We start from the raw sequence: 14,917 nt of genomic DNA, 5'->3' as shown, positions 1-14,917 counted from the left end.
ACGGTAACCTCGCGGAGTGGCCGCGAATGCTGATGATGCCGAACCGACCTCCCCCGCTCCGCTGGCCGAAGATCTTCGTTCGGCGGATTGGCGGGACGTTCCCAGTCGCAACGACGCGATGGTGTCTGCGCTGTCGGGAACCGTCGGCGGTCCGGTAGGTCGTCACGCACTGATCGGGCGCACTCGCTTCTTCACACCGATGCGAGTGATCCTTCTGCTCGCCGTGGTGTTCTTGGCTTTCGGCTGGTTCGCCAAGGCGGGCTGTATTCAGCAGGCGCCGGTCGGCGAGAGCGGGCAGGTCGGCCTCGATTGGAGTGGCAGCCGCCAGTACGTGGCGATGTGTTACTCCGATACCGTTCCGCTGTACGGAGCCGAACGCCTCGATCAGGGAGCATTCCCGTACAAGACGTCGTGGGAAGAAGTACGCGGCGACGGTTCGATCCAGATGCGGTACATGGAGTATCCGGTCATCTCGGGGCTCTACCAGTACGGCGCAATGAAAGTCGCGAAGGCGTGGGATTCGATCACCTGGCTGCCAGGCGCGATTCAGGTGGCGCTCTATTTCAACGTCGTGGCGTTCGGGTTGGCGTTGGCGTGGCTGGTCACCGTGTGGGCGAGCACCCTGCTGGCCGGACGACGAGTGTGGGACGGCGCTCTCATCGCGTGTTCCCCGTTGGTGATCGTGCACGTGTTCACGAACTTCGATCCTCTGGCGACGGCGTTCGCGGCGGGTGGGTTGTTGGCGTGGGCACGCAAGCGGCCCGTGCTCGCGGGAATCCTGCTCGGCCTGGGCGGCGCTGCAAAGCTCTACCCGCTGCTCCTACTGGGACCGCTCTTGGTCCTGTGTTTGCGCGCGGGCAAGACGAGGGACTGGCTGGTGACCGCTCTCAGCGCGGTCGCGGCATGGCTTGCGGTGAACCTGCCCATTGCCGCGCTGTACCCCCATGGTTGGTACGAGTTCTTCCGGCTCAACTCCGAACGCGGGGCCGATCCCGATTCCCTCTACAACGTGATCGCGTCGTTCACGTCGTGGAAGGGCCTCGACGGTCCTCTCGCACAGGGTGAGTCACCGTCGAATCTCAACGCCGTCTCTCTGCTTTTGTTCGTGGCCGTCTGCATCGGTGTCGGATACGTCGCCCTGACGGCGCAGCGTCGTCCGCGAGTTGCGCAGCTGTGCTTCCTGTTGGTGGCGGGCTTCCTGCTCACGAACAAGGTGTGGAGCCCGCAGTATTCTCTGTGGCTGGTGCCGCTGGCCGTGTTGGCCTTGCCGCACCGCAGACTCCTGCTCGCGTGGATGACCATCGACGCCCTGGTCTGGGTTCCACGAATGATGTATTACCTCGGTGTGTCCAACAAGGGGCTGCCAGAGCAGTGGTTCACCGGAACCGTCGTGATCCGGGACATCGCGGTACTCGTTCTGTGCGCGCTGGTGCTCCGGCAGATCTACCGGCCGTCGGAGGATCTCGTGCGGTACGGGTTCATCGACGATCCGGCGGGCGGTGTTCTCGATCAAGCACCGGACAAACAACCTGCCTGGCTACCCGGTTGGCTGAAGCCGTCCAAGGCGAAGGAACCGGAACCCGTCACGGTCTGAGGTCACCACTCGTCGAGGGTGGTGTACCCGTCCTGGACCGCGCGGGCAAACAATGCTGCCTTCGTGGGAGCCGGCCGCCCGACGTCGCTGTACTTCGTGCGGATCCGAGTGATGTGTGTGTTGACGGTGCAGACGCGTAGGCCGAGTGTCTCGGCGACCTCGGACTTGGAATCCGAACGTAGCCAGGCAAGAATTACTTCGATCTCGCGGACGCTCAGCTTCGGCTTGTGCTTGCCGTGCTTGGGGTTGCCGACTCGGGACACGTTTGCCTCGATCTTCGGAGAAATGCCGATTGAAGACATGCGAGTAGCGCCTTTCGACGGAGGGGATGGGCGTCGACTGCCGTATTTGCAGAAGGGCTGCTGGCTCGAGGTGCGACTGAGACGAGTATTTCGATCGAGGTGTCTCAGTGGAACGGGTGCAACTCTCTCGATACAGAGTCCATACAACGGACAAATCCCCTACCTGCTCCGATAGAGTGCGTCGCTATGAACTCGAAGGCAGAAGCCGGTACGCACAATCAGGTCGATCCCGCCCGGATCGAGTCGCGTGGGCAGTTTGCTGAGACGCTCACTGCACTGCGGAACGCAGCCGGACTGACGGTCCGCGAAGCCGTCGAGCGTTCGGGTGGTTTGCACGGAACCGTCAGCGGATGGTTTGCCGGCCAACACCTGCCGACGCCGGCGAGTACCCCGATGTTTTTCGCGCTCCTCGAGGCCTGCGGCGTCGATTCCGAGGATGAGCGGCAGCGCTGGATCAGTGCGGTGCAACGAGTGAGACAGCTGACGGCCAGACGACGCGGCGACGCCACCGTTCCATATCGAGGTCTCGAGTCGTTCCGGCAGGAGGATGCCGAGTGGTTCTTCGGTCGAGACGAACTCACTGCCACTTGGCCGAGCGGGTGGCGTCGGCGATACGAGCTGTCGGCCGCCGTCAGTTCATGGTGATCGGTGCTTCCGGATCGGGTAAGTCGTCTTTGCTGCGGGCCGGGCTCGCCCCCAAGGTTGCCGGGGACGATCCACGGTTCGACGGTTGGCGGGTGGAAACCCTGCAGCCGGGTACGGGAGGAATTCCGTCGTCGATTTCCGACGAACCAACGGTCTTGATCCTCGACCAGTTCGAGGAACTGTGGACGCAGTGCGATGGTGATCGGCGCGAGGAAATACTGCAGACACTCGCGGAACTCGGTGAGAACACCATCGCCGTCATCGGAATGCGCGCCGACTTCTACGGGCTCGCGGCGGAGGAACCGCTCTTGGTGCCGCTGCTCGACGATTCGCCGATGGTGGTCGGGCCGCTGACCGACGAACAATTGCGCGAGGTGATCGTCGAGCCGGCGGTCAAGGCCGGGACGACCGTGCAGAGCGAATTGGTTCAGGTTCTGGTCGGCGAGCTGACACCACGCGGCTCGCGTACGGCGAGCGACCCCGGAGCTTTGCCCTTGCTGTCACACGCACTGTTGGGGACCTGGCAACGGTCGACGCGTAAAACTCTGACCGTCTCGGATTACTACGCCACCGACGGGATCGCCGGAGCTGTCCAGCAAAGCGCGGAGGAAGTGTACGGCGAGCTCACAGAGAGGCAGCAGCAGTTTGCGCGCAGGATCTTTCTGCGATTGGTCAACGTCGACGAAGTGACGCAGACGCGTCGGCGGGCACCGCGCACCGAACTCTTCCTCGGTGACGACGTCGACGACGTGAATACCGTCATCGACCGGTTCGCCTTACGCCGCCTTCTCACCGTCGACGAGGAGACCGTCGAGGTTTCGCACGAGGTCTTGCTGTCCGCGTGGAGTCGGCTTCGCGATTGGATCGACTCGGACCGCGCCGGTCTGGCGGTGCATCGCCGGTTCACCTACGCGGCGCAGGTGTGGGAAGACAGTGGACGCGACCCCGGCGCGCTGCTCGGACCCGCACGTCTTCATCTGACGGAAGAATGGCTGCGTTCGGGCGAACTCGGGCTCCCACTGGAACCGAGTCGGACCCGCGCCGCCGACCTCAATGCCACCGAGCGGGAGTACCTCGCCGCGAGCATCGAGCATCGTGATCAGCAGGAATTTGCCGATCGCCGACGTACACGCGTGCTACGACGGCTCGTGACTGCGTTGGCAGCCGCGTCGGTGATCGCTCTGGTGTTGGCGGTGGTTGCGACCGTCGCCGGTATCGGAGCCAATCGTCAACGTGTCCAAGCAGATACCGCGCGAGACGAGGCGATGTCGCGTCAGGTGGCCACCGAGTCGATCAGGATGCGCGAGCGGGATCCGTCGCTGGCGTCGCAGCTTGCTCTGGCGGCATTTGCGGTCAACGAAACAACCGAAGCCCGCTCGGCATTGCTGGATGCGTCGGGCGTTCATTCGGCTACTCGCATCATCGGACCGCCCGGCGCGATGAAGGCCCGGATAAACCCAGCCGGAACTGTTGTGGCGGTGGGGGGTTCGGATGGGAAGGTCAGACTTTATCCGATGGTCGACGGTGTGGCCTCAGCTGTTCCGCAGGCGGAGTTCCTCGGAGTCTCGGAGGGCACGGCGCTCTTTGCCGTCGCCTACAGCCCGGACGGACGGCTGCTTGCGACCGGTGGCGCCGGCGGCGCTGCGCTTTGGGACGTGTCGGATCCCGAGAATCCGGTTCGTGGAACTCTTCCCGTCGACGGTGAACGGGTAGTGCAGGACATGGAGTTCAGTCCAGACGGAACCAAGCTGGTCGCCGGTACCTCGACGCCCGACGTTCTGCGATGGAACATCGACACCTCCACGAATGCCGTTGCTTTGCCTGCTCTTCCGCATCCAGCTGACGGCATTGTCACCGCGACGTTCAGCCCCGACGGACGTTTCCTCGTGGCGGGCGGGCGTCAAGCGACTCTGCGCGTGTGGGACGTCGCGAAGTGGGGTGAGGAATCGGCGCCGATCTTCGCGACCGAGCCCAACGGCACCACCGTCCACTACCTCGGCGTCGCCTTCAGTCCGGACGGACGCGAGCTCGCGGCGGGAACCACTGGCAGGGAGGTGGTTCGGTGGGACATGAGCGATCCGGCGCGCCCCACTCCCCTGCAGGCACTGACGGGATTTTCCAGCTACGTCAACGAACTGAACTACGGCAAAGACGGAACACGTCTTGCCGCAGGAAGTTCCGACAACTCCGTGCGCGTGTGGGACCCCCGAACCGGGGCATTGATCGAAACACTTCCGGACAGTGGGGCGGTGACCACAGTCGACTACAGCGATGACGGCCGCAATCTGGTCACCGGGGGACTCAACGGTGTGACTCGCGTGTGGGCTCTTCCGGGTCCGGTCTGGGCGGGAGCTCGGGACACGATCTTCACCAGTCCCTTTGCCGCGGACGGCTCGCGTCTGGTGGCCGGCGTCGGTGCCAGGGGTGGCGCGATGTTGGCTTGGAACACCGAGGATCTCGATCGCCCCGCGGTGATGCCGGAGTTGAAACCGCAAGGGGCCGACACTTTCAGCGGTGCGTCGGCGGTGTCGGCAGACGGGAACCTGGCGGTGAGCGGCACCGGCGGCGGCGGTGCATATCTTTGGGACCTGAGTGATCCGGCGTCGCCACGGATCTACAGCGAACCCGCGGTGTACGTGAAGGGCATCGTGGCGGTTGTCGCACTGAATCCCGCCGGAGATCTGCTGGCGGTGTCCTCGCAGGACGACAACAGTATTGCGTTGGTCGACGTTTCCGACCCGTCGGCTCCGAAACTGTTGTCGTTGACCGATGTCGGCTCCTACCCGCAGATGATGGCCTTTCAGCCAGGTACCGACATCTTGGCGATCGCGAACGCCAAGAACGAAGTGGATCTGTGGGACGTGTCGAACGCAGCGTCGCCCCGGGTGGCGGCGACGGTGGGTGGATTCGAAAGCTACGCATTAGCAGTGTCTTTCAGCGCCGACGGAACGCTGTTGGCCGCTGGAAGTGCGGATCACGGTGTCGCCGTGTGGGACGTACGCACACCGTCGGCACCCGAGGAACTCGCTCGTCTCGTCGGCCCCGAGGGCGCAATCTATTCGATCTCGTTCAACCGCGCCGGTGATCGGCTCGCTGCCGGTGTCGGCGACGGAACCGTCTGGCTCTGGGATATCGAGACGCCCTCGCAGTCAACACGATTTGCGACGCTGTCCGCCTACCCGGGTCCGTCAACGACGCTCAGTTCGCCGGCGAGAGTGACATGATCGCGGGTAGCGGGTCGGACAAGACCGTTCGCTTGTGGGGAATCGACCCCGACGGCGTCGTTGATCGATTGTGCCGCACCGCAGGATCTCCCATCACGGAAGCCGAATGGGAGCGGTACCTGCCCGGTGTTCCCTACCAGGATCCGTGTGCCGGCTGACGCGCTTCAGTTCATCCAGAACTCGAGCGCCGCTTCCCGACCCAGCTCGCCTCCGCTGCCGGTGATCACCAGTCCGGCGGAGGTGAGCTTGTACGTCACGTCCTTGTTGGTGACGGTGAATCCGTTGCCCGTGGGCGTCGGATCGTCGAGTTCGATGGTGGCGCCGTCGCTCAGCCGTTGACCCTTGTAGTAGTAACGCCCGACTCCGGTTTCGCAGATGACGATTCGTGATCCGGTCGTGACGGCGATGGCGACGGCAGGATTGGTGGAGTTGCAACTGGGGCCGCCGGAGATGAAGCCCTGACGGTTGGTGCCCGAGACGGTCGGCGCTGGTCCGATCGAGGTTGTGACGCGTGGGGGCGTCGTCGTTTTCGGCGCTGTGGTGGGTGCACTCGGCGCCCGAGTCGTGGTCGTGGAGTACGAGTACGGCGTCGTATAGGTGAGACTCCGCGAACTCGCTTCATTGGCGGCGTTGCCGAAAGCGGCGGCGAGCAGCCCGAAGAATGCAATCCACACGATCGCGGCCAGGATGCCGAGTGCGGTGAAGATGTAGCCGATGATCAGTCCGGCAAGGGCGAGTCCGTCGCCTTCTTCGCCGGTCCGTTTGATCTGGCCGCGAGCGATGTGCCCGAAGACGATCCCCAACGGCGCGATGAGGAACGCGAAGACGAGGGCGAGCACCGCGAGTGTGTTCGTCGGCCGCCTGCCGTACGGATCGGGCTGCCCGTACGGAGACGGTTGCCAATTCTGATTGCCCTGGTACCCGTACCCACCCTGATCGCTCATGAGGTGAATCTTGGCATGGACTTGGCCGAAGAGTGCAGGTGATCGCTAGTTTCGGGTACGTGTCTCGAGCTGAGGTGCGATGGTCGGCCAATCGTCGTCGGTCATCGCGAACAGCGCTGTTGTACGCCAACTGCCATCGGCGCGGCGTCGGTGCTTGCGCAGCAGGCCCTCGAACTGAGCGCCGAGCTTTGCGATCGCGGCCCTGGACTGTTCGTTGAACTCGTCCGTGTGCCACTCGACGCGTACGGCTTCGAGCTGGTCGAAGGCGTGACGAAGCAGGAGCAGCTTCGATTCGGGATTGATCCCGGTTCCCTGAACCGATCGCGACAACCACGTGTATCCGATTGCAAGACTGCGGTTTACCGGGTCGATCTGGTACATGGACGTGGTGCCGACCACGGCGTTCGTCGCGATGTTCACCTGCGCAAAGGCGATCCGATTAGGGTCGTCGGTTGCTGCAGCGATGTACTTCTGTGCCTGTTCCCGATCGGTGATGGGCGATGCGGTCCAACGAAAGATCGCCGGGTCGTCGGCAGCAGCGAGCAGAGCGTCGGTGTGCGCGACGCCCAGGGGCTCGAGTCGGACACGATCACCGGTCAGCGTCGGTGATTCGAACCATGATGCAGCCATCAGGCGTGCTCCCGTGAGTGAGTCGGAAGGTTGTTGTCGGAGTTGGCAATCTGATCGGTCCCACCGGCAAGCGGATACCGCAACGGGACTCGCAGGAACAGGAAGAAGAACACGGCGAGCAGGATGACGTGGCCCCACACGCTCGCCTGGACGACGGCCTCGTACTTGCTCGGATCGAGATTCATGTCCAGTTGGTAGAAGTACCGGAAGATGCCGATACCCAACGCTGCGTCGGCGATCAGATAGGCGACGATCCAGAACCACCGGATCTTGAACAGTACGAGGAAAGGCAGGATCCACAGTGTGTACTGCGGTGAATTGACCTTGTGCAGCAACACGAATCCGCACAGCATCGCGGCACTGACTGCAATCCACGGAAAGTAGCCGTCGCGGACGTAGCGGCGCCAACCCAGATACATCGCGAGCGCGAACGACAACAGGATCATCACCGGAGACAGGATGCTCACCAGTGCGTCGTAGTCGGCGTTGAGTTCGCGAACTCCGAAACCGTAGAACGGACGCAAACCCCAGAACCACACCGAGTTGGTGGTGATGTCCGCGCTTCGCTTCTCCTGGAAGCTGAACGACGCGCGCCAGCCTTCGTAGGAAATGAGGGCGAACGGCAGGTTGACGAGGACGACGGTGACGATCGCCGCGCCCGCCGTCATCAGCGCTCCACGAACGTCGTAGCGCTTGCCTTCGGTGCCGCGTAGAAGCACGTAGGCCATGAGCGGCAGCACGAACATTCCCGGGTACAGCTTCAAACAGAAACCGATCGCCAGGATGACGGCCGCCAGAACCGCGCGAGTTCGCAGCGGGATCCGCTCGAACGTCATCAGGAAGATCGCGCCGACGCTGGTGGCCACCACCGGGAGTTCCCAGTTGTGGAATGCGTACAGAACCAGGGGCGGAGTCGCCGACCACACGAGCGCGTACGCGCCGCTCATCTTGCCGAGCATCCACGCCGTGAGCAGTCCGAAAGGAGCCAGGATCAGGGCCGAGTGCAGAAGGAAATCGGTGTCGGTGTGTGAGCCGATACCGCCCAGCCACATCAGAATTCCGCTGAGCACCGGGTATTCGACGGTTCCGCCGGTCAGGAATCCTTCGGGCGTTATCCCTCCGGTGACGAAGGGGAACAGATGCTGATCGATACCTCGTCCGAGCCAGAGCAACTGAATGTCGGAGTAGCAGACGTCGATGTTCTTGTTGACGTCGAAGTTCAGGCTTCGTCCGTCGGGCGCGAACGGTGCACCGCCGCATCTGGCCTTGTTGAAATAGCCCAGCGCCATCGTCAGCCCGCACAATCCGACGACCAACGCCAGGATCGACGCCGGGGTCTTGCGGTCTGTTCGCATGATTCTCACCCTAGGGGGCGCAGTGGCTCGCGGGGTGATGCGTCTGCACCACGCGTCGCGCATCGACCTGGTGGTCTTCCCGGAGGGGCGGGACGATTTCCCTGGTCAAGGCCCCTCGTGTAACCTACGAGGGTTGCTGACGCAACGACCCTCCTGCCACGGATAGTCCGTGGCCGTTTTCACTTAGTCCACAGGAGGTGATGAGGTCTTATGCGTCATTACGAATTGATGGTCATCCTTGACCCCAGCCTGGACGAGCGCACTGTCGCTCCTTCACTGGATACGTTCCTTAATGTTGTGCGCCAGCACGGCGGCACGATCGACAAGGTCGATGTCTGGGGTAAGCGTCGTCTCGCCTACGAGATCCTGAAGCATGCTGAAGGTATCTACGCGGTGATCGACATCAACGCCACTCCCGCCACCGTCGCTGAGCTCGATCGTCAGCTCGGTCTGAACGAGTCGGTTCTGCGCACGAAGGTTCTGCGCCACAACAAGTAATTACTGTCGGTAGCGAGCTCTACTCTCGCGCCCAACGGTCTTACATCAATGCAGGAGGAACCACATGGCTGGCGACACCATCATCACCGTCATCGGAAACCTGACGGCTGATCCTGAACTTCGTTTCACCCCGGCGGGTGCCGCGGTTGCAAACTTCACGGTTGCTTCCACGCCCCGCACCTTCGACCGTAATTCCAATGAATGGAAAGACGGCGATGCGCTGTTCATGCGTTGCAACATCTGGCGCGAAGCAGCCGAGAACGTCGCGGAGAGCTTGACCCGTGGTTCACGAGTAATCGTGAGCGGCCGGCTCAAGCAGCGTTCGTACGAAACTCGCGAGGGCGAAAAGCGAACTGTCGTCGAGCTCGAAGTCGATGAAATCGGTCCTTCACTGAAGTACGCCACGGCAAAGGTCAACAAGGCCAACCGTGGTGGCGGCGGTGGAGGCGGCAACTTCGGCGGTTCCTCCGGCGGATCGGGTGGCGGACGTCCGAGCGCTGCACCTTCGGGTGGAGACGATCCTTGGGGCAGTGCGCCTCAGGCTTCGGGCTCCTTCGGTGGTGCGGGCAGCGACGAACCGCCCTTCTGATCCGTACCTGATCAGGAACATCCAGAAAAGAGCAAAGACATGCCGAAGCCGCCCTTGCGCGACAAGGTTATGAAGAAGAAGGTCTGCACCTTCTGTAAAGAGAAGAACACGCAGATCAACTACAAGGACACGACGTTGCTTCGTAAGTACGTCAGCGATCGCGGAAAGATCCGTGCTCGCCGTGTCACCGGCAATTGCGTCCAGCACCAGCGCGACGTTGCCATTGCCGTCAAGAACTCACGTGAGGTAGCACTGCTGCCTTACGCCACCGTGGCTCGCTAAGGAAAGGGAGGAAAGAACATGAAGCTCATCCTCACCGCTGACGTGGACAACCTCGGTGCGCCTGGCGACACCGTGGAGGTCAAGGACGGCTACGGCCGTAACTACCTGCTCCCCCGCGGACTGGCAATCGTCGCCACCCGTGGCGCCGAGAAGCAGGTCGAGGGCATCCGTCGTGCACAGGAAGCGCGCGCCGTGCGCGGCCTGGATCACGCCAAGGAGCTCAAGGCAGCTATCGAGGGCCTCGAGTCCGTAACGCTGACGGTCAAGACCGCCGGTGGCTCGGGCAAGCTCTTCGGTTCGGTTACCGTCGCTGACGTCGCTGCTGCGATCAAGGCTGCCGGTGGACCGGTTGTCGACAAGCGCTCCATCGTGTTGCCGAAGGCTCACATCAAGAACACGGGCAAGCACGCCGTGGTCGTGAACCTGCACCCCGATGTGGTTGCCAAGTTCAACCTGAACGTCGTCGGCGCATAGTCGACTGTTCGTCTCGCCGGGCCCCGCACACTTCGGTGTGCGGGGCCCGACGTTTTGTTTCGGGGTGCGGTGTGCCGCCTGTCAGCGTCCCGAATCGGACCTGGGGATAACTCTCACACTGTGATGTTCGACTTGGTGATCAGTGACGAATCGGGCGAGGCAACACGCCCGACACGCCGACGCGCCGACTGAGGAAGAACTATTTTCATCAACAGGCCTGTGAAATTGTGGATAGCCATCTACCTGGTCTTTTGTAGTTACTGAGCAAAGTAGTCCCCAAATGCTCCACAGGCGGTGCACACCGTGGGGCGGGAGTTTCCACAAAACATCCACAGGTTTATCCACAGTCCGGTTTGTATGCGGACCTACTAGTCCCTAACGTCATCTCGGCGTCTATCTACAGCCCGGCCGAATGCGGCTAGGGGATGTCGGTGGGGGCAGGTACAAATGATGAGGGCGCTGCGGTTTCTGGCAGTGTCGTCGAGTGTTTTACGGGAAGGTCTCGCTTGTGGCTGTTGTAGATGATCGAGGACCTTCCGACTTCTCGGGGCCGGACTACCCGGGCCCTCCCGAGGCCGAGCCCGACCAGGAGTTCGGACGCCAGCCACCTCAGGACATGACTGCCGAGCAGTCGGTGCTCGGCGGCATGCTGCTGAGCAAGGACGCCATCGCTGACGTCCTCGAGGTACTGCGTCCGGGTGACTTCTACCGGCCCGCTCACCAGTCCGTCTACGACGTGATCCTGGACCTCTACAGCCGTGGCGAGCCCGCCGACCCGGTGACGGTCTCCGCCGAGCTCGACCGTCGAGGTGAGCTCCGCCGTATCGGCGGTGCTGCCTATCTGGTGACGCTGACCCAGACAGTGCCCACAGCGGCCAACGCCGCCTTCTATGCCGAGATCGTGGCCGAGAAGTCCGTGCTGCGTCGTCTCGTCGACGCCGGTACTCGCATCGTCCAGTACGGCTACGCCGGCACCGAGGGCCAGGACGTGGCCGAGGTTGTCGACCGCGCGCAGGCCGAGATCTTCGAGGTCACCGAGCGTCGAACCACCGAGGACTTCGTACCCCTCACCGAACTCCTCCAGCCCACGATGGACGAGATCGACTCCATCGCCAGCCGCGGCGGAATTTCCCTCGGTGTGCCCACCGGATTCAAGGATCTCGACGAGATCACCAACGGTCTTCACGCTGGTCAGATGATCATCGTCGCGGCTAGACCTGGTGTGGGCAAATCGACCCTTGGAATGGATTTTTTGCGTTCCTGCTCCATCACGCACGGCATGGCCAGCGTCATGTTCTCGTTGGAAATGAGCAAAACCGAGATCGTCATGCGTCTGCTGTCCGCAGAGGCAAAGATCAAGCTCGGCGACATGCGTTCCGGCAAGATGACCGACGACGACTGGACCAAGCTCGCGCGTCGAATGAGTGAGATCAGTGAGGCCCCGCTCTTCATCGACGACTCCCCCAACCTCACCATGATGGAAATTCGCGCAAAAGCGCGGCGGCTCAAGCAGAAACACGACATTCGCCTGATCGTCATCGACTACCTCCAGCTGATGAGCTCGGGTAAAAAGGTCGAGTCCCGTCAGCAGGAAGTCTCCGAATTCTCTCGTAGCCTAAAGCTTTTGGCGAAGGAGCTCGAAGTTCCGGTTGTCGCGATCTGTCAGCTCAACCGTGGTCCCGAGCAGCGAACCGACAAGCGTCCGCAGGTCGCCGACCTTCGTGAGTCCGGATCGCTCGAGCAGGACGCAGACATGGTGATTCTGCTGTACCGCCCCGACGCGACCGAGCGAGACGATCCCCGTGGCGGTGAAGCGGACCTGATTCTGGGTAAGCACCGTAACGGCCCGACCGCGACAATCACTGTGGCGCACCAGCTTCACCTCTCGAAGTTCGTCGATATGGCGCGGGGATAGCTGCTGCCGCCATCGCCTGAAGGTGGGACAAGAATCGGTCATCGTGGGATTCGGGGCGAGCACCAGAGATTATGTCGATGTTGGGCGGCTGCCGAGCGGTTACGGTGTTCGTCGAATCAGTCTCGGAGCCCGACGAACATCCGGTCACGACAAGTGCGACCGTAGCGAGAATCGCAACAGAAAGGATGGGTACGCGGCGACTGTCACGCTGGACTCCGTTTCCTCGGTTTCGCGAAAATTACCAGGACAACCGGCTCTCAGAATTCACTCTGAGCCACGAGATGCCTGTTTTCGATACCCGCCGCCAGAGAGTGAGCCCGGGAATGCGCGTTGGTGAGCAGCGCTCTGCGGGGCGGCAAACTGAAGGGGCGGCAGTACCAGCTCACCCGAGAAGACATAGATCCCTTGCGATTTTAGAGACCGGCCAGCCCACAAATCGAAGTTTCATCAGGTCGATCATCACGAGTAACGCTCAGTGCCAGCATCTTTCGAACGCACCCGGCTCGACGATTCCGGTGTCACTGCAAAGCCGAGAGAACCGTGTCGACCCGTCCACGGAGTGGGCCATCAAGCTCGACAACTACCAGGGAGTCACACACCTGCATCGGATCGGCGTACACCAAATCCAGCAACGCGTCGTTCACCGCGCGCTGCAGCTCCGGCATCCCCACCGCAGGCAACTTCTGCACTGTTTCGACGGTAATCGGCACCACAACCAGCACGTCGAGAGTACACAGCGCGGACCTCACAATCGCCGCCTCAACTTCTGCCTCCGGATCGACACCACACGCCGACAAGTACGCCAGGAAGTCGAGCGGCGTGCGATCGAATACAACACCAGAAGAAGGTGTAGTCAGCAAGCGCAGTGAACGACGAAGCTGCGCACGGTAATCATCAGCCGAGGGTGGAAACTCGAACTCGCGCCCCTCCTCTTCGAGCACGAAATACGGTTCATCGACCCGAATGTGCCCCGCGAGGCGGCCACACAACTCGTCGACCAGCGTGCTCTTGCCGGTCCCGTGCGGGCCGGATACTCCAATACGCATAAGTGGGGCCCTCTCGAAGAAAGTTACGGAACTACTCGTCAGTTGAGCACCCGTCGACCGCCGGCTCGATACCGACCCCTGGATGCCCCGACCCGCCAACAATTCTCGTTGCACCTGGAGCGTCGACAGTCATAAGTGGGGCCGCCGAGGTTGCGGACGATACCCGACAGTTCACCACGTGCGGGAAGATCAGTGGTGCTCGTAGATTGCGAACCTGGCGTCGTGATCGCCCCGTTCGGGCGTGCATTTGCGCTGATGGACATCTCATTCGACCGCGACGGGCAGACCCTTGGCGTCGGTCCCGGCGCCGTAGTGCCCGTACGGATGGACGCCGCGTTACTCGCGGCGTTGAACGCGCGCGCAGAACAAGAACACGTCTCCCGGTCCGAAGCGATCCGAGAAGCAGTGCGTGCCTGGACCCAGGTCGCTTTTAAGCACATAAGTCCGCACTCAAACACGGAATCAGCGAAGACGCCGGCATCTACGCCGAAGAGCACCACGTCTATGTCGCCGACCTGGACCACGACAATCCTGCCCGCCAGTTCCGGCTGGGCTTCGACCCGAACGGGCGTCTCCTGGAGCTGGTTGTGCTGCGCTTCGACAGCGGAAACGAGCTACTCATACACGCCATGAAGGCCCGATCTCAAGACGTTGATCTCCTGTAATCGACCTCGTTCGCCGCGCGCGATGCAGGGAAAGTCGATCTGCTCGCCGGTACGGCGAGGGGCACCGCCCCCGTCGCTCGGTGATTGCGGCTTGCACCGATCAGCTCTGTCACTCCTCGAATCGACGCAGAATTTCCCCGAAGTGAGCCATGTCGGATTCATGTGCCACCGACACCAACTTCGTCACGAAATCCCATGCTTCGATATGGATTCCATCGTCAGCAAAATCGGGCTCACCTGCTATCGAAACCCCATGGAAGAACTCCTCAGTCGTTCGCAGGTTTGGTGTGGTGCTGGGTTCGGACGAGCCACGCGGCCAGTCGAGGCCTGAGATACTCGGTCTCTTCCTCGACATCCACCATGAGCTGTCCGAGTATCGCTGCCGAGTACAGTGTCAGGATTCCTCCGGGCACACGCGTCGCGATATCGGATTTGCCGAATGCGAAAAGCATCGTCTGCTCGACTTCTTCTTCCGTTATCTTGATAAACGAAACAACCTTTGGGTAGAGGTCCTTGGACAGCTCTGATATTCGCTCGAAATCAATACCATGTGGAGATATCCGTTCGATCTCCAGAGATAACAGATACGAGACGTACACTCCAACGGTGTTCTCCCGGGGGCTGCGCTCGACAAGGTTGTCCATCTCGTCAAGTATGTTCTTGTACTCCGGCCGAACATTTCGGTCGTGGGTTTCGTGGAGCAGTCGCTTCGTCAAATCCCAAGCGTCTTCGTACACGCCGTCCCCTGACAGAC

The 14,917-nt window shown here is 62.0% G+C and carries 16 protein-coding genes and 1 pseudogene; 11 read left to right on the top strand and 6 right to left on the bottom strand.

Going from position 1 to position 14,917, the window contains the following annotated elements:
• Window positions 1-16 precede the first annotated feature (16 nt).
• Complete coding sequence (locus ACYP01_RS16790; protein ID WP_030537124.1) at window positions 17-1,594, top strand: glycosyltransferase family 87 protein; 1,578 nt, start codon at window positions 17-19, stop codon at window positions 1,592-1,594.
• Between the two features lie 2 nt (window positions 1,595-1,596).
• Here the strand turns inward: ACYP01_RS16790 and ACYP01_RS16785 are convergent, their stop codons facing one another.
• Window positions 1,597-1,896 (bottom strand): helix-turn-helix transcriptional regulator, encoded by a 300-nt coding sequence (locus ACYP01_RS16785; protein ID WP_459681300.1) that lies wholly within the window; start codon window positions 1,894-1,896, stop codon window positions 1,597-1,599.
• Window positions 1,897-2,082: 186 nt separating this feature from the next.
• Between ACYP01_RS16785 and ACYP01_RS16780 the strand changes: the two genes are divergently transcribed.
• Genes ACYP01_RS16780 through ACYP01_RS16770 form a run of 3 tightly spaced genes read left to right on the top strand, consistent with a single transcriptional unit; the run spans window position 2,083 to window position 5,923 of the window.
• Window positions 2,083-2,541 carry a helix-turn-helix domain-containing protein gene (locus ACYP01_RS16780; protein WP_459681298.1) on the top strand — a complete coding sequence of 153 codons (459 nt, stop codon included), beginning with the start codon at window positions 2,083-2,085 and terminating at the stop codon, window positions 2,539-2,541.
• On the top strand, window positions 2,484-5,765 hold the full coding sequence (locus tag ACYP01_RS16775) for a WD40 repeat domain-containing protein (RefSeq protein ID WP_459681296.1): 3,282 nt from the start codon (window positions 2,484-2,486) through the stop codon (window positions 5,763-5,765). The genes ACYP01_RS16780 and ACYP01_RS16775 overlap by 58 nt, the downstream gene beginning before the upstream one ends.
• On the top strand, window positions 5,762-5,923 hold the full coding sequence (locus ACYP01_RS16770) for a hypothetical protein (RefSeq protein WP_312638920.1): 162 nt from the start codon (window positions 5,762-5,764) through the stop codon (window positions 5,921-5,923). The genes ACYP01_RS16775 and ACYP01_RS16770 overlap by 4 nt, the downstream gene beginning before the upstream one ends.
• A 6-nt stretch (window positions 5,924-5,929) precedes the next feature.
• On the opposite strand, the gene ACYP01_RS16765 is transcribed toward ACYP01_RS16770, so the two are convergent.
• Genes ACYP01_RS16765 through ACYP01_RS16755 form a run of 3 tightly spaced genes read right to left on the bottom strand, consistent with a single transcriptional unit; the run spans window position 5,930 to window position 8,694 of the window.
• Window positions 5,930-6,709 carry a DUF4190 domain-containing protein gene (locus ACYP01_RS16765; protein WP_118605779.1) on the bottom strand — a complete coding sequence of 260 codons (780 nt, stop codon included), beginning with the start codon at window positions 6,707-6,709 and terminating at the stop codon, window positions 5,930-5,932.
• A gap of 45 nt (window positions 6,710-6,754) precedes the next feature.
• Window positions 6,755-7,339 carry a GNAT family N-acetyltransferase gene (locus ACYP01_RS16760; protein WP_317830185.1) on the bottom strand — a complete coding sequence of 195 codons (585 nt, stop codon included), beginning with the start codon at window positions 7,337-7,339 and terminating at the stop codon, window positions 6,755-6,757.
• Complete coding sequence (locus ACYP01_RS16755; protein ID WP_007735530.1) at window positions 7,339-8,694, bottom strand: glycosyltransferase family 87 protein; 1,356 nt, start codon at window positions 8,692-8,694, stop codon at window positions 7,339-7,341. The genes ACYP01_RS16760 and ACYP01_RS16755 overlap by 1 nt, the downstream gene beginning before the upstream one ends.
• A 210-nt stretch (window positions 8,695-8,904) precedes the next feature.
• Between ACYP01_RS16755 and rpsF the strand changes: the two genes are divergently transcribed.
• From rpsF to dnaB, 5 genes are all read left to right on the top strand, one after another.
• The gene (rpsF, locus tag ACYP01_RS16750) at window positions 8,905-9,192 is read left to right on the top strand and encodes a 30S ribosomal protein S6 (RefSeq protein WP_003941237.1); all 288 of its coding nucleotides are present in this window, start codon (window positions 8,905-8,907) and stop codon (window positions 9,190-9,192) included.
• A gap of 64 nt (window positions 9,193-9,256) precedes the next feature.
• Window positions 9,257-9,781, top strand: a complete 525-nt coding sequence (locus ACYP01_RS16745; protein ID WP_003941248.1) for a single-stranded DNA-binding protein — start codon at window positions 9,257-9,259, stop codon at window positions 9,779-9,781.
• A gap of 39 nt (window positions 9,782-9,820) precedes the next feature.
• Window positions 9,821-10,063, top strand: coding sequence for a 30S ribosomal protein S18 (rpsR, locus tag ACYP01_RS16740; protein ID WP_003941245.1), 243 nt, complete (start codon window positions 9,821-9,823; stop codon window positions 10,061-10,063).
• A gap of 18 nt (window positions 10,064-10,081) precedes the next feature.
• Complete coding sequence (rplI, locus tag ACYP01_RS16735) at window positions 10,082-10,537, top strand: 50S ribosomal protein L9 (protein WP_007735531.1); 456 nt, start codon at window positions 10,082-10,084, stop codon at window positions 10,535-10,537.
• A gap of 508 nt (window positions 10,538-11,045) precedes the next feature.
• The gene (gene dnaB, locus ACYP01_RS16730; RefSeq protein ID WP_019746049.1) at window positions 11,046-12,452 is read left to right on the top strand and encodes a replicative DNA helicase; all 1,407 of its coding nucleotides are present in this window, start codon (window positions 11,046-11,048) and stop codon (window positions 12,450-12,452) included.
• 518 nt (window positions 12,453-12,970) lie between these two features.
• Here the strand turns inward: dnaB and ACYP01_RS16725 are convergent.
• Window positions 12,971-13,498 carry an AAA family ATPase gene (locus ACYP01_RS16725; protein ID WP_007735561.1) on the bottom strand — a complete coding sequence of 176 codons (528 nt, stop codon included), beginning with the start codon at window positions 13,496-13,498 and terminating at the stop codon, window positions 12,971-12,973.
• A 285-nt stretch (window positions 13,499-13,783) separates the two neighbouring features.
• Here ACYP01_RS16725 and ACYP01_RS16720 point away from each other — a divergent pair.
• Together ACYP01_RS16720 and ACYP01_RS16715 are read left to right on the top strand one after the other, a co-directional pair.
• Window positions 13,784-13,927 (top strand): annotated as a pseudogene (locus tag ACYP01_RS16720) (ribbon-helix-helix protein, CopG family); the annotation flags it as partial.
• 50 nt (window positions 13,928-13,977) lie between these two features.
• Entirely contained in the window at window positions 13,978-14,163 is a 186-nt protein-coding gene (locus ACYP01_RS16715) for a toxin (RefSeq protein ID WP_399551931.1), read from the top strand.
• A gap of 266 nt (window positions 14,164-14,429) precedes the next feature.
• Here the strand turns inward: ACYP01_RS16715 and ACYP01_RS16710 are convergent, their stop codons facing one another.
• Window positions 14,430-14,900 carry a hypothetical protein gene (locus ACYP01_RS16710; protein ID WP_148209226.1) on the bottom strand — a complete coding sequence of 157 codons (471 nt, stop codon included), beginning with the start codon at window positions 14,898-14,900 and terminating at the stop codon, window positions 14,430-14,432.
• Window positions 14,901-14,917: the final 17 nt, after the last annotated feature.

Source organism: Rhodococcus sp. no. 34 (assembly GCF_054589475.1).
Note: the sequence above shows the minus strand (reverse complement) of the source record. Positions and strands in the feature narration are given on the sequence as shown.